We start from the raw sequence: 14,725 nt of genomic DNA, 5'->3' as shown, positions 1-14,725 counted from the left end.
TCCTAAAGGTTAGACGTCTGACGTTTCAGCCCCGGCCTTTAGTGGCGAAGATCTCGCCCAGTGACACGGCCCTCCCGGGCTACGGGGGAGTGCCTCAGCGCGGGTGCCGGGAGCTGAGCCGCTGCACGGCCAGGGCCAGCCACAGCTGCACCCGGTCCGCGGTCTGGGCGGGGTCGTAACCGGTCAACTCAGTGATCTGGGCCAGCCGGTAGCGCACCGTGTTGCGGTGCAGGGTCAGCTCCTCGGCCACTGCGGCGACCGACCCGTTGTTGCCCAGGTAGCTCTCCAGGGTGGTCATCAGTTCAGCGCCGTGGGCAGCATCAAACTGCCGGAGCGGGTTCAGGGACTCGTTGGCCATGTCCGCCAGCGGCACGTCCTCACTGGCCAGCAATAGCGAGGTCAGGCTCAACCGCTCCGGCTCGTTGACGGGCAGGCCGTGGCTCGCGGCGTCGCGCGCCTCGAAATAGCTCCAGCGCAGGCCGTTCGGTTTGGTGTAGGCCCCGCCGATGCCGATCGTGGCGTGAATTCCGGCCTCGGCGAGGTGGTCGCTGAGGCTCCGGGCCAGGGCACTCGCGCCGCTGCCGTCGTCGTTGACCAGCACCACCAGGTCCTTGCCGACGACGGCAGTCACCGCCGCCGCCAGCGGCTGCGGCAGAGAGCTGCTGCCCAGCTGCTTGGTATGGGCCGCCGATTCCGCCAGCAGGACCACGTTCTTGCGGGTGCTGTTGACTCCGATGCCGGCCAGGCGCCGGGTGGCCTCGGTAGCGTCGAGCGTCCCGTGGATGACGTCCTCCAGCACCTGCCCGGCAAGGGCTCGCTGGGCCTGGCGCTGTTTGACCATGTTGTTGAGCTCGACGCTGATCAGGTTCTGCGCATAACCCACAATCCCCGAGTCCTCGAACGGATGCCGCACCCACAGGGTGCAGGCGTCGCGCCGGCCGGTCGGGATGGGGTACGACGCCCAGCCCTCCGCCGTCGGGGCCGGACTGCCCGCAGCGCTGTTGTAGAGCTGCGCCGTGAACTGGGTCAGGACGATTTCGGTGCGCAGCATGGAGCCGAGGTGCTTGAGCAGCTCGCTGAGGCCGCCGCCGGTCAGCAGCGCCCGGGCCAGCACCTGGTGCCCGGCGATCAGGCGTTCCAGTTTGGCGTAGTGGTCCGCGGACTGGGCATCGGCCACGAGCTTGCCGATCGCGATGAAGGGCGTCTCGTACGGCACTTCCACCACGGGCAATCCCCAGCGGTTGGCCTCCGCGATCAGGGCGGGCGGCACGGCGTCGTGGGTCAGCCCGATGCCGAAGCCGATCCCCACCGCGCCTGCACGCTGGACCTGGCGGACAAAGCGGCGCTGCTCGGGCGCGGTCCGGAGCCGCATCCCGGTGGTGAGGATCAGTTCGCCGCCGTTCAGGAAGCGCTGCGGGTCTTCCTGCTCGGTCACCGCGACCCAGTGGATGTCCTGGTGCCAGGTGGTCTCCGCGAGCCCGGACTTCGTCAGCTTGAGGGACGGCACCCCCAGCAGGGCGGCGAGTGAAATGGCCATAAAAAGAGGATAACCGGGGGCTGGTCAACCGCACTAAAGTCTGCCGCAGACGGTGTGCAGCTGCCTATTCCCCGCCTTGGCCCCGTGGCATAGGCTCGGAGCAGTCGCAGATCCTTCCTACCTGCCTGCTCCAGGCCAGCACGAAAGAGGTTGTACACCGTGGTTCAAACCTTGCAGAACTTCATCAACGGCGAATTCGTCACCCCCGCCGGCACAGCCCTGCTGGACATCGTGAACCCGACGAACGGCGACGTCGTGGCCAAGTCGCCGGTGTCCGTGCAGGCCGACGTCGACGCCGCCATGACCGCCGCGAAGGACGCCTTCGCCAGCTGGAAGCACGTCACCCCCGCCCAGCGCCAGCTGATGCTGCTCAAGCTCGCCGACGCCGTCGAGGCCAACAGCGACGAACTGGTCGAAGCCCAGCACCGCAACACCGGCCAGGTCCGGTCCCTGATCGCCGCCGAGGAAGTCGCCGCCGGCGCCGACCAGCTGCGGTTCTTCGCCGGTGCTGCCCGCCTCCTGGAAGGCAAGTCCGCCGGGGAATACCTTGAGGGCCACACCTCCTACGTGCGCCGCGAACCGATCGGCGTCGTGGCCCAGGTGGCCCCGTGGAACTACCCGTTCCTGATGGCGATCTGGAAGATCGGCCCCGCCCTCGCCGCGGGCAACACCGTGGTCCTGAAGCCCTCGGACACCACCCCGGAGTCCACCCTGGTCCTGGCCCGCCTCGCCGGCGACATCCTCCCGGCCGGTGTCCTGAACGTCGTCCTCGGCACGGGCGAGACCGGCGCCATGATGGTCGAACACAAGGTCCCCGGCCTGGTCTCCATCACCGGTTCCGTCCGGGCCGGGATCGCCGTCGCCTCCGGCGCGGCCAAGGGCCTCAAGCGAGCGCACCTCGAACTCGGCGGCAAGGCGCCCGCCATTGTCTTCAAGGACGCCGACATCAAAAAGAGCGCCGCCGCCATCGCGGAGTTCGCCTTCTTCAACGCCGGCCAGGACTGCACCGCCATCACCCGGGTGCTGGTTGAGGACTCCGTCCACGACGACGTCGTTGCCGCCATGGTGGAGCACACCAAGACCCTGCACACGGGCTCCCAGAACGACGAGGACAACTACTTCGGTCCGCTGAACAACGTGAACCACTTCAACGCGGTCACCTCCGTCGTGGAGCACCTGCCGGCAAACTGCAGGATCGAAACCGGCGGCCACCGCGCGGGGGAGCAGGGCTTCTTCTTCGAACCCACCATCATCACCGGCGCCAAGCAGACCGACGACGTGGTGCAGAAGGAAACCTTCGGCCCGGTCATCACGGTGCAGAAGTTCCGCACCGAGGCGGAGGCCATCGAGCTGGCCAACGACGTCGAATACGCCCTGGCCTCCAGCGTCTGGACCACGGACCACGGCACGGCCATGCGCGTCAGCCGCGATTTGGACTTCGGTGCCGTCTGGATCAACACTCACATCCTCCTCACGGCCGAGATGCCGCACGGAGGCTTCAAGCAGTCCGGCTACGGCAAGGACCTGTCCATGTACGGGGTTGAGGACTACACCCGCATCAAGCACGTTATGAGCGCGCTGGACGCTTAGAGCTCCGCCCAGCGACCCCACCCTGCCACTCCCGCCGCCGCCGGGCAGCCCCGTCGATTGACGCCGCTGCCGGGCCCGGCCGCCCGTTTCCCGCCCAGAAAGGCCTCCCCATGACCACCACCGCACACGACATCAGCTTCCGTCTTGAGCAGAAGCGCCGCGTCCAGGCCGACTTCCCGGGCCCCAAGTCCGTCGCCCTGACCGAACGCCGCAAAGCCGTCGTCGCCTCCGGCGTCGCCTCCAGCGTCCCGGTGTACGTCGCCGACGCCGACGGCGGCATCATCCAGGACGTTGACGGCAACTCCTTCATCGACCTCGGCGCCGGCATCGCCGTCACGAGCGTCGGCGCCTCAGACCCCGCCGTCGTCGGCGCCGTCAAGGAGGCCGTGGAGCACTTCACCCACACCTGCTTTATGGTCACGCCCTACGAGGGTTACGTCGCCGTCGCCGAGCAGCTGAACCGCCTCACGCCCGGCGACCACGAGAAGCGCACGGTGCTGTTCAACTCCGGCGCCGAAGCCGTGGAGAACGCCATCAAGGTGGCCCGCCTCGCCACCGGCCGGGACGCCGTCGTCGCCTTCGACCACGCCTACCACGGCCGCACCAACCTCACCATGGCCCTGACCGCCAAGGCCATGCCGTACAAGACCAACTTCGGCCCGTTCGCGCCCGAGGTCTACCGCATGCCGATGAGCTACCCGTTCCGCGAGGAGAACCCGGAGATCACCGGTGCCGAGGCCGCCAAGCGCGCCATCACCATGATCGAGAAGCAGATCGGCGGCGAATCCGTGGCCGCCATCATCATCGAACCGATCCAGGGCGAGGGCGGCTTCATCGTCCCGGCCGAGGGCTTCCTGCCCGCACTGGCCGCCTGGGCCAAGGACAAGGGCATCGTCTTCATCGCCGATGAGGTCCAGTCCGGTTTCTGCCGCACCGGCGAATGGTTCGCCGTGAACCACGAAGGCGTCGTCCCGGACATCATCACCATGGCCAAGGGCATCGCCGGCGGCATGCCGCTCTCGGCCATCACCGGCCGCGCCGACCTGCTCGACGCCGTCCACCCGGGCGGCCTCGGCGGCACCTACGGCGGAAACCCGGTGGCCTGTGCCGCTGCGCTGGCCGCCATCGGCTCGATGGAGCAGTACGACCTCAACGCCCGTGCCCGCCACATCGAGGAGCTCGCCGTCGGCAAGCTGCGCGAACTCGCCTCCGAGCTCTCCGTGGTCGGCGACATCCGCGGCCGCGGCGCCATGCTCGCGGTGGAACTGGTCCAGGCCGGTTCGAAGGAACCCAACCCGGAGCTGACCAAGGCCGTGGCCGCCGCCTGCCTCAAGGAGGGTGTCATTATCCTCACCTGCGGCACCTACGGCAACGTCATCCGGCTCCTGCCGCCGCTGGTCATCAGCGACGAACTGCTGCTGGACGGCCTCGAGGTCCTCGCCGCGGCGGTCCGCGCCAACGCCTGAACCACACCCGGGGATACCCGGACGCCACGCCCACGAGCCGCGGACTGACCAGTCCGCGGCTCGTGCGCGTCCGGGGACCGAAAGTTACCCACAATTCGCGGCAGCGCTGGGCTAGAGTCGTTCCTACCACTGCAGGAACGCAGACCGGCCGACGTCGCCCGGACCCCCGGAGCCAAGCTGGATTCTGCCCCAGACCCATAAGGGGTTCTTACATGCGATACGTAGTTGGCTACACACCCAACGACCGCGGCGCCGACGCCGTTGCGCTGGCTTCGGCCATGGCCCGCGCCCAGGGCGCCCATCTGGACCTGGTCCACGTGGTGGACCGCAAGACCCCGTACGTCGCGCTGAATCCGCAGGGAAACCGCGTCAGCGTCGCCGAGCAGTCCGTGCTCACGGCCGAGCGGCAGGGACTGGCCCTGGTCCCCGAGGGCCTGGAGGCCCGCTTCCACGTGCGGCAGGCGGACTCCTTCGCCGCCGGCCTGATCGACGCCGCCAAGGAGTACCGGGCCGGCCTGATCGTGGTGGGTGCGGCGAGCAACGGCCTCTTCAAGCGGTACAGCGTGGGCAGCGTGGCCAACGCCCTGCTGCACGCCTCCCCGGTGCCGGTGGCCCTGGCGCCCCGCGGCTACCGGCACACCGACGCCATCACCCGGCTGACCCTCGCCGTCGGGGAACGGACGGGCGCGGAGGCAGCCATTGATGTTGCGATTGCCTCGGCCGGCCGCCGCGGCGTGCCGCTGCGGCTGGTATCGCTGGTGGAGCTCGACGCCGAGGGCGACGGCGGCGAAAACGTCAACGCCGCGCACGTCCACGCCAACACGGTCCTCAAGGCCGCGGCCGAGCGGCTGCCCGAAGGCCACCACGCCAGCGTCGAGGTGGCACACGGCCGCACCATCGAGGAGGCTATCGATGACCTGGAATGGGACGACGCCGAGATCCTGATCGTGGGCTCGTCGCGCCTGGCGGAGAAGAACAAGCTCTTTATCGGCAGCACGGCCAACAAGGTCCTGCGGGCCCTCCCCGTGCCCATGGTCGTGGTGCCGCGCGACTACGAGCGCATCGACTCAAGCCCGGAAGACTAAGGGCCCGGAGTACTGAACCGGCGCCGCCGCCGGGTGCGTTCGCCTAGGCGGCGGCCCGGGCCAGCCGGCGCGTCACGGAATTCTTCCGGGCGGTCCGCAGCATGTCCGCGGTCAGCAGCAGCAGTGCGAGCCAGACGACGCCGAACCCGATCCAGCGCTCCGGGGTCATGGCTTCCTTGAAGACCACCAGGGCCACGATGAACTGCAGCACCGGGGCGAAGTACTGCAGCAGCCCGATGGTGGTCATCGGCAGCCGCCGGGCGGACGCGCCGAAGAACAGCAGCGGAACGGCCGTGATGACGCCGGAGGCGACGAGTAGCCAGAAGTGTCCTGCGCCCTGGGTGGTCAGGGACGCGGCCCCGGTGGTGGCGAGGACAATCATGGTGACGCCGGCGAGCGGGGAGAGCACGATGGTCTCCACGGAGAGGCTGGTGATCGCATCCGCCCGAGGTCCCACCCGTTTCTTCACGAAGCCGTAGAGCCCAAAGCTGAAGGCCAGGGTCAGGGCGATCCACGGCAGCTTGCCGTAGGAGTAGGTCAGGACACCGACGGCGACGAAGCCGATCCCGACGGCGGCCCACTGCAGCGGGCGGAGCTTCTCCTTCAGCACAAAGACGCCCAGCAGCACCGAAACGAGCGGGTTGATGAAGTAGCCCAGCGACGTCTCGACGGCCTGGCGCGTGGTCACGCCGTACGTGTAGGTCAGCCAGTTCACGGCGATAAGGCCGGCCGCCAGGCCGAGCGGGCCGATCACGGTCCGGTTCCGGAACGCGGCCCCGATCACCCGCCAGGTGCGGGTTACGGTGATCAGCAGGACGCAGAAGAGCAGGGACCACACCACACGGTTGGCCACGATTTCGACGGCGCTGGCCGGCTGCAGCACAAAGAAGTACAGCGGAAGCAGGCCCCACAAACCGTAAGCGCCGATCCCGAACAGGATTCCCGTCGTCGTGTCCTTGTCCACGGCCTTCAGCTCCGACACCGTCGCGGACGAGCTGCCCGCGACGGGGGCGGCTCCCGGGGCGGGAGCGGCGTCGGCCGGGGACGTCAAGGCTGCGGAAACGGGGGAGCCGTCGGAGATAGACACAAGACCAATAACACCACCCTCCGGGCGGCTATTCCTGCCGCCGGGCACGGCACGGCGCGGGGACATTTAGAATAGGGGACTGTGCGCTGTTACTTCCGGCGCACCCGCTATGACTCAGAAGGGCTCCCGGTGTCCAACACGGCCGAATCTCCGTCCAAACGTCCCCTCCGCGTCGCGATCGTCGGCGCAGGACCGGCCGGTGTCTACGCCGCTGACATCCTGACCAAGTCCAACGAGGTCAAGGACGGCGACTTCGAAGTCAGCATCGACCTGTTCGAGGCCTACCCCGCGCCCTACGGCCTCATCCGCTACGGCGTGGCGCCGGACCACCCCCGCATCAAGGGCATCGTCAATGCCCTGCACAAGGTCCTGGACCGCGGCGACATCCGCTTCCTCGGCAACGTCACGTACGGGCGGGACCTGACCCTGCACGATTTCCGCGCCTTCTACGACGCCGTGATTTTCTCCACCGGCGCCATCAAGGACGCGGACCTGGACATCCCCGGCGTCGATCTTGAGGGCTCCTTCGGCGGCGCCGACTTTGTCTCCTGGTACGACGGCCACCCGGACGTCTCCCGGGACTGGCCGCTGGAGGCCAAGGAAATCGCCGTGATCGGCAACGGCAACGTGGCCCTCGACGTCGCCCGGATGCTGGTCAAGCACGCGGACGACCTGCTGGTCACCGAGATCCCGGACAACGTGTACCGCGCCCTCAAGGATTCGCCGGTCACGGACGTCCACGTCTTCGGCCGCCGCGGGCCGGCGCAGGTGAAGTTCACCCCACTGGAACTGCGCGAACTCAGCCACGCCAACGACGTCGACATCGTGCTCTACCCGGAGGACTTCGAGTTTGACGAAGCCTCCGACGAGGCAATCCGCACCAACAACCAGATCAAGACCATGGTCAACACCCTGGGCAACTGGCTGGTCGAGGAACACGCCGAGGCCGAAGAGCCGTCGTCCCGCCGGCTGCACCTGCACTTCCTGCACAACCCGGTGGAAATCCACGACGACGCCGCGCACCCCGGCGCCGTCACCGGCATCAAGTTTGAGCGGATGCAGCTGGACGGCACGGGCAACGTCAAGGGCACCGGCGAGTTCGTCGACTATCCGGTCCAGGCCGTCTACCGGGCCATCGGGTACCACGGGTCCCCGCTGGACGAACTGGCCTACGACGCCCGGCGCGGTGTCATCCCCAACGAGGGCGGCCGGGTGCTGGACGCCGACGGCAACACCGTGCCCGGCATCTACGCCACCGGCTGGATCAAGCGCGGCCCCGTGGGGCTGATCGGCCACACCAAGGGCGACGCCCTCGAGACCATCGGCTTCCTGCTTGAGGACCGGCTGACCCTTCCGCCGGCGCAGAACCCGGACCCGCAGGCCATCATCGACCTGCTCGACGAACGCGGCATCCAGTACACCACCTGGGAAGGCTGGAACAAGCTGGACGCGCACGAGCTCGCCCTCGGCGCGGCCTGGACCGCGCCCGAAGGGGTCGACGGCGTCGTCCGCGAACGCATCAAGGTTGTGCCGCGGGACGAGATGATCCGGATCTCCCGGGACTGAGCCTCCCTGCCGCGGCGCATCCTGCCGCTCGACTCGCAAATCCCCTGGCGCACCGGGTATTACCGCGTCGAGGGGTGATTTGCGCGTCGAGGGGCGTGAGGCGCGTCGGCCGAGGCCCCGCGGATCCTCTGGCGGGGGCCCGAATCGCCCCGTAGACTCGGGGGACGGCGCCGCCTCCCGTGCGCCGTCGTGCGCAGAACGCGGTGCGCAGCCGAGGGTGCCCTTCAGGTGGGAGTTCAATGAAGAATCCGGTCGAGCAGGCAGCCCTGCGCGGTTCCGGCAACGGAGTCAGCCCGGAACTGCGCCAGAAGCAGGCCCGCGCCGGCCATGAGCACCTGGAATCCCTCGGCCTGGGCGGGGAACCGCTCCCCGGGCTCCGCAGCCTGATCCGCGAATCCTGGCAACGCTCCGCCCGGCTGCACGCCAACCCGGACCATCCCGAAGCCCCGCTGGCCATGGACCGCGAGGAACTTGAGGAATACCGCCGGCAGCATCCGCTGGCCGCAATCATGCCCGTCATCCACAAGCTCCTCGTTCTGCCCAGCCATGACAGCGGGATGCTCGTGGCCGTGGGGGACGAGGTGGGCCGGCTGCTCTGGGTCGAGGGGGACCCGGCAATGCAGCGCCGCGCCGAAGGGATGGTGTTCGTCCCCGGTGCCGACTGGTCCGAGGCCACCGTGGGAACCAGCGCCCCGGGCACCGCGCTGGCCCTGGGCCGCGGAATCCAGATCGCCGGCGCCGAACACTACAAGCGCTCCGTGCACCCGTGGAGCTGCACCGCCGTGCCCTTCCACGACCCCGACTCCGGCGCGCTGCTCGGCGTCGTCGACATCACCGGCACCGAATCCGCCGTCGCGCCGCACACGCTGTCCCTCGTTGAGGCGACCGTTGCCGCGGCCCAGGCGCACCTGCGGGTGGAGCGGCTCCAGCTCGCGGCCGCCCGGCAGGCCGCACCGGGCCGGCGCCGGACCCCCGGCACGCCGGCCGCCCACGCGGGTGCCGCACGGCGGACCGGCCGGCCCGCCACCGGCAGCCTCTACCGGAACAGCCTGCAACTGCTCGGCCGCGACCAGGCGCTGCTCAGTATCGATGGGCGCACCGTGACACTCTCCGCCCGGCACAGCGAGATCCTGGCGCTGCTCAGCACCCACCCGGACGGCCTGACCGCGGAGGAGCTCAGCGCCCTGCTCTACCCGCGTGACGGTTCCACCATGACCCTGCGTGCCGAGATGGTGCGGCTGCGGAAGGTCCTGCAGCAACTCAACCCCGACGCCGTCCCGGAGTCCCGCCCTTACCGGCTGCCGCTGGACCTGGTCCCGGATTCCGGCCAGGTCCTCAGCTGCCTGCAGCGCGGCGCGCACCGGATCGCGCTCGAGATCTACCGGGGCTCCGTCCTGCCGCGCTCCGAGGCGCCGGGGATCAACGCGCTCCGCCACCGGGTCTCGTCCCTGCTGCGGGAGGCCGTGCTCACCGACGGCAGCGCCGAGTCGCTGCTGAAGTACGCCGGGCTGCCGGAAGCCGCGGACGACGTCGAGGTCCGGACTGCCGCGCTGAAGCTGCTGCCGCCGCGCTCACCCAAGCGGGCCGCCGTCGTCGCGGACCTCGAACGGCTCGAAGCCGAACTCAGCGCCTGACCACACCCTGCGCGCACAATCCGGGAGGGTCCCTGCCGGGGTCTGCCGGGCGGCGTGATCCGGCTCACAGGGATGCAACCTTCTTGCAACCCCGGCGCTCCTAGGCTGGTGCCAGCGGCGGCCGCAGGACACCTGTGCCGCTCCCGCCACCCATCTTGCACAGCAAAGGAGCTCGCAATGACCGTCTACGCACAGCCCGGTACCGATGGTTCGAAGGTCACCTTCAAGGACCGCTACGAGAACTGGATCGGCGGCGAATGGGTCGCCCCGGTCAAGGGCCAGTACTTCGAAAACATCACCCCGGTGACCGGCAAGGCCTTCTGCGAGGTGGCCCGCGGTACCGCAGAGGACATCGAACTCGCGCTTGACGCCGCGCACAAGGTGGCGCCCTCGTGGGGCAAAACCTCCGTCGCCGAGCGCGCAGCCATCCTGAACAAGATCGCCGACCGGATCGACGAGAACACCGAGATGCTCGCCGTCGCCGAGTCCTGGGACAACGGCAAACCGATCCGCGAAACCCTGAACGCCGACATCCCGCTCGCCGCCGACCACTTCCGGTACTTCGCGTCGGCCGTCCGCGCCCAGGAGGGCCGGCTCTCCCAGCTCGACGACGACACCACCGCCTACCACTACCACGAGCCGCTCGGCGTCGTCGGCCAGATCATCCCGTGGAACTTCCCCATCCTGATGGCCGTCTGGAAGCTGGCTCCGGCGCTGGCCGCCGGTAACGCCGTCGTCCTCAAACCCGCCGAGCAGACACCGTCCTCCATCCTGGTGCTGATGGAACTGATCAGCGACCTGCTGCCCGCCGGCGTGGTCAACGTGGTCAACGGCTTCGGCGTGGAGGCCGGGAAGCCGCTCGCCTCCAGCCCCCGGATCCGCAAGATCGCCTTCACCGGCGAGACCACCACCGGCCGCCTGATCAGCCAGTACGCGTCCCAGAACCTGATTCCGGTCACCCTGGAGCTCGGCGGCAAGAGCCCCAACATCTTCTTCAACGACGTCGCCGACACCAACGACGCCTTCTACGACAAAGCCCTGGAAGGCTTCACGCTCTTCGCCTTCAACCAGGGTGAAGTCTGCACCTGCCCGTCCCGCGCCCTGGTCCAGGAAGGCATCTACGACTCCTTCATGGCCGACGCGCTGGCCCGCACCCAGAAGATCATCCAGGGCAACCCGCTGGACACCGACACCCAGCTCGGCGCCCAAGCCTCCAACGACCAGCTCGAGAAGATCCTCTCCTACATCGACATCGGCCAGCAGGAGGGCGCCAAGGCCCTGACCGGCGGCGCCCGCGCCGAGCTCTCCGGCGACCTGGCGGGCGGCTACTACGTCCAGCCCACCATCTTCGAAGGCCACAACAAGATGCGGATCTTCCAGGAGGAGATCTTCGGCCCGGTGGTCTCGGTGACCCGCTTCAGCGACTACAACGACGCCATGGGCATCGCCAACGACACCCTCTACGGCCTCGGCGCCGGCGTCTGGTCCCGCAACGGCAACGTCGCATACCGTGCCGGCCGCGAAATCCAGGCGGGCCGGGTGTGGGTCAACAACTACCACGCTTACCCGGCCGGTGCCGCGTTCGGCGGGTACAAGTCCTCCGGCATCGGCCGCGAGAACCACGCCATGATGCTGGACCACTACCAGCAGACCAAGAACCTCCTGGTCAGCTACAACGAGAACAAGCTCGGCTTCTTCTAAACCCGCGCGGCCCGCGCGGCGGGGCGGACCGGACAGGTCCGCCCCGCTTCGCCGGTCCCCGTTGCTCGTCTGATTCCCCACCAGGCGCCACCCCCCAACCCCCACCAGCCACCCCGACTCCCACCCCACTTCCAGGAGCAGCCACGATGACCCAAAGCAGGCTCGACGCCGCAGTGACGCAGCCCGGCGAGGACTTTTCCCGGGTGGCCCTTACCCCCGAGGCCGTGGAGCTGCTGCGCAAACTCTGGCTCCAGCACGGCCCGCTGATGTTCCACCAGTCCGGCGGATGCTGCGACGGGTCGTCCCCCATGTGCTACCCGGCGGGGGAGTTCCTCACCGGCGACTCGGACGTGCTCCTGGGCCTGTTCGATATTTCGGACGGGCTCCAGCCCCAGCCGCTGGAGTTCTGGATGTCCAAGGAGCAGTTCAACTACTGGAGCCACACGCACTTGACGGTGGACGTCGTGACCGGCCGCGGCAGTGGTTTCTCCGTGGAAGCGCCCGAGGGAAAGCGCTTCCTGATCCGTTCGACCCTGATGGACTGGCCCGCCTAGCCGCCCCGGTCCGCGTTCGGTGGCGGCCCGACGTCTCACATAGTGGGATAAAAGCGGCCGTCCAGTGGATGGACACTATCCTTAATAGGTCTGTTTCCCCACCAGCTACCGAAATTTTGGACTTCCTATGAACCTTTTCCGGACCAAATCCATCGAGCAGTCGATTGCAGACGCCGATGAGCCCGGACGCAAGTTGAAGCGCTCGCTCAGTACTTGGGACCTGATGATCATGGGCGTCGCCGTTGCTGTCGGCGCCGGTATCTTCTCGGTCGGGGCCAAGGCTGCCGCCAACTTCGCCGGCCCGGCTGTCACCATTTCCTTCGCGATCGCCGCTGTCACCTGCGCCCTCGCCATCATGTGCTACGCCGAATTCGCCACGGCCATCCCGGTGGCGGGCTCGGCCTACGTCTTTACCTACGCCACCATGGGCGAGGTCCTCGCCTGGATTATCGGCTGGAACCTGATCCTGGAGCTCTTCACCGCGGCCGCCGTGATCGCCAAGTACTGGGGCATCTACCTCAGCAAGGTCTTCGCGCTGATGGGCCTGGACGTTCCGCCGTCGATCTCAGTGGGCGGCGTGGACCTGTTCTGGGGCGCCTTCCTCATTGTCGCCGTGTTTACCGTGCTGCTGGTGCTCGGGACAAAGCTGTCCGCCCGCGTCGGCAACGTGTTCACGCTGATCAAGATCGCCGTGGTGCTCTTCGTGATCGTCGTCGGCTTCAGCTATGTGAAGTTCGAGAACTACACCCCGTTCGTCCCGGCCTCCGAGCCTACCGGCGGCACCGGCGCCACCGACGTGCTCAAGCAGTCCTTCTTCGGCTTCCTCACTGGCGCGGCCCCCGCGCAGTACGGAACCCTGGGCATCTTCGCGGGCGCAGCGCTCGTCTTCTTCGCCTTCATCGGCTTCGACGTCGTCGCGACCTCCGCAGAGGAAGTCAAGAACCCGCAGAAGACCCTGCCGCGCGGCATCTTCGGCGGCCTGGCCATCGTCACCGTGCTCTACATCCTGGTCTCGCTCGCACTGACCGGCATGGTCTCCTACACCAAGCTGGCCGAGGCGAAGAACCCCACGCTGACCACCGCGTTCGAAGCCGTGGGCAACACCGACGCCGCCAAGGTCATCGCCTTCGGCTCCCTGGTGGGCCTCACCACGGTGATCATGGTGCTGCTCATGGGCCTCTCCCGTGTGGTGATGGCCATGAGCCGCGACGGCCTGCTGCCCCGGTCCCTTTCGAAGACCAGCACCATCCGGGCGACGCCGGCACGCCTCCAGATCATCTGCGGCGCCGCCGTGGCCCTGGTGGCCGGTCTCACCAACGTGGACCTGCTCGAGGAAATGATCAACATCGGCACGCTCTCCGCGTTCGTGATGGTCAGCCTCGGCATCCTGGTCCTCCGCCGGAAGCGCCCGGACCTGAAGCCCGCGTTCCGGGTGCCGTTCGGCAAGGTGCTGCCCGTGGTCTCGGCCGTGCTGTGCCTGTACCTGATGACCAACCTGGCCGTCGAAACCTGGATCTTCTTCGCCATCTGGCTGGTGATCGGCATTGTGATCTACTTCGCCTACGGCAAGCGGCACTCCCGCCTCAACGAGAAGTTTGCGGAGGCAAAGACGGCCGTCAACGGCCCGGACCACCAGGTCACAGACCACACCGGGCCGGCCGCCGCCACCGAGGACGAGGACTCCTTCACCCGCTCCTGAGCCGGTGCAGACGGCCGCGCATCAGCGTCCGCCCGGATTGACAACGCCGGGGCCGCACGAATCCGCTGGAAACTCCGGCGGGTCCGTGCCGCCCCGGCGTTTGTCGTCCCGGGCATCGGGGCCCCCGCGTAACCGTCAGGGGGCGGCGTAGCGGCCTTCCCACTCCACCAGCGGGCGCAGGTCCTCCCAGCGCCTGGCCACCTCCTCCACGGCGCCTGGACCGGCCAGCCAGCCGGGCTGGCCAAGGTTCACACCGGCCGTGAGGGACTTGTGCTTCAGCAACTCCGCCCGGGGATGGTCTTTCGCGAAGCCCCGCGGCACGGTCTTGAGTTGCTCGCCCTCGACCTCGTAGCCGGCGTCGGCGACCTTGGCCACGATCGCCTGCAGGGTCTCCCCGCTGGCGGGAGCGTCCACGGCGCCGCGGAAGCGTGCCACCTGGGCCGGCGTGGATGTGTGGCATCCGCCGCCGACCAGGAGCCCGTCGGCACTGAGCTGGAGGTAGAACCCCACCCCCTCGTCCAGCGCCGCGAAGGCGCCCTGCGCGGTCTTGTACGGCGATTTGTCCGCTGAGAACCGCACATCCCGGTTGGGGCGGAAGAGCTTTGCCGGGCCAAAACGCGGCTCCAACTCGGCCAGCAGCAGGGTAAGCGGTTCCTTCACGGCGGCGTCGTACACAGGCTTGTGTTCCAGCCACCAGTCGCGGTTGTTGTTCTCTTCGAGGTCGGCGTAAAACCGGAAGGCGTCCGCCGGAATGCCTGTAAATGCGCTCATGGTCAAATCCTACGGAGCCGCCGTCCGCGGAGGCG

At 68.3% G+C, this 14,725-nt stretch carries 11 protein-coding genes; 8 read left to right on the top strand and 3 right to left on the bottom strand.

Annotated features, from left to right (window positions below; translation table 11 throughout):
• Positions 1 to 94: 94 nt before the first annotated feature.
• On the bottom strand, positions 95 to 1,537 hold the full coding sequence (locus AC1DHY_RS03080) for a PucR family transcriptional regulator (protein ID WP_476878741.1): 1,443 nt from the start codon (positions 1,535 to 1,537) through the stop codon (positions 95 to 97).
• Positions 1,538 to 1,696: 159 nt separating this feature from the next.
• Between AC1DHY_RS03080 and AC1DHY_RS03075 the strand changes: the two genes are divergently transcribed.
• From AC1DHY_RS03075 to AC1DHY_RS03065, 3 genes are all read left to right on the top strand, one after another.
• A complete protein-coding gene (locus AC1DHY_RS03075; RefSeq protein ID WP_476903131.1) occupies positions 1,697 to 3,127 on the top strand; it encodes a gamma-aminobutyraldehyde dehydrogenase in 1,431 nt (476 codons plus the stop codon).
• A 110-nt stretch (positions 3,128 to 3,237) separates the two neighbouring features.
• A complete protein-coding gene (gene gabT, locus AC1DHY_RS03070) occupies positions 3,238 to 4,593 on the top strand; it encodes a 4-aminobutyrate--2-oxoglutarate transaminase (RefSeq protein WP_476878743.1) in 1,356 nt (451 codons plus the stop codon).
• A gap of 212 nt (positions 4,594 to 4,805) precedes the next feature.
• Positions 4,806 to 5,678: a universal stress protein gene (locus AC1DHY_RS03065; RefSeq protein WP_476878744.1), complete on the top strand. Its 873-nt coding sequence runs from the start codon at positions 4,806 to 4,808 to the stop codon at positions 5,676 to 5,678.
• Between the two features lie 43 nt (positions 5,679 to 5,721).
• Here the strand turns inward: AC1DHY_RS03065 and rarD are convergent, their stop codons facing one another.
• A complete protein-coding gene (rarD, locus tag AC1DHY_RS03060) occupies positions 5,722 to 6,642 on the bottom strand; it encodes an EamA family transporter RarD (protein ID WP_476878745.1) in 921 nt (306 codons plus the stop codon).
• A gap of 252 nt (positions 6,643 to 6,894) precedes the next feature.
• On the opposite strand from rarD, the gene AC1DHY_RS03055 reads away from it, so the two are divergent.
• The 5 genes from AC1DHY_RS03055 to AC1DHY_RS03035 all read left to right on the top strand — a co-directional run bounded on the left by AC1DHY_RS03055 (position 6,895) and on the right by AC1DHY_RS03035 (position 13,919).
• Positions 6,895 to 8,331, top strand: a complete 1,437-nt coding sequence (locus AC1DHY_RS03055; RefSeq protein ID WP_476878746.1) for an FAD-dependent oxidoreductase — start codon at positions 6,895 to 6,897, stop codon at positions 8,329 to 8,331.
• 239 nt (positions 8,332 to 8,570) lie between these two features.
• Positions 8,571 to 9,965, top strand: coding sequence for a helix-turn-helix domain-containing protein (locus tag AC1DHY_RS03050; RefSeq protein WP_476903130.1), 1,395 nt, complete (start codon positions 8,571 to 8,573; stop codon positions 9,963 to 9,965).
• 177 nt (positions 9,966 to 10,142) lie between these two features.
• The gene (exaC, locus tag AC1DHY_RS03045) at positions 10,143 to 11,666 is read left to right on the top strand and encodes an acetaldehyde dehydrogenase ExaC (RefSeq protein ID WP_476880559.1); all 1,524 of its coding nucleotides are present in this window, start codon (positions 10,143 to 10,145) and stop codon (positions 11,664 to 11,666) included.
• Positions 11,667 to 11,812: 146 nt separating this feature from the next.
• A complete protein-coding gene (locus tag AC1DHY_RS03040; protein WP_476903129.1) occupies positions 11,813 to 12,220 on the top strand; it encodes a DUF779 domain-containing protein in 408 nt (135 codons plus the stop codon).
• Between the two features lie 127 nt (positions 12,221 to 12,347).
• Positions 12,348 to 13,919: an APC family permease gene (locus AC1DHY_RS03035; RefSeq protein WP_476880319.1), complete on the top strand. Its 1,572-nt coding sequence runs from the start codon at positions 12,348 to 12,350 to the stop codon at positions 13,917 to 13,919.
• Positions 13,920 to 14,054: 135 nt separating this feature from the next.
• Here the strand turns inward: AC1DHY_RS03035 and AC1DHY_RS03030 are convergent, their stop codons facing one another.
• Positions 14,055 to 14,690, bottom strand: coding sequence for a DUF2461 domain-containing protein (locus AC1DHY_RS03030; protein ID WP_476880320.1), 636 nt, complete (start codon positions 14,688 to 14,690; stop codon positions 14,055 to 14,057).
• Positions 14,691 to 14,725: the final 35 nt, after the last annotated feature.

It is taken from the genome of Arthrobacter sp. 05L44, from assembly GCF_056397605.1.
Note: the sequence above shows the minus strand (reverse complement) of the source record. Positions and strands in the feature narration are given on the sequence as shown.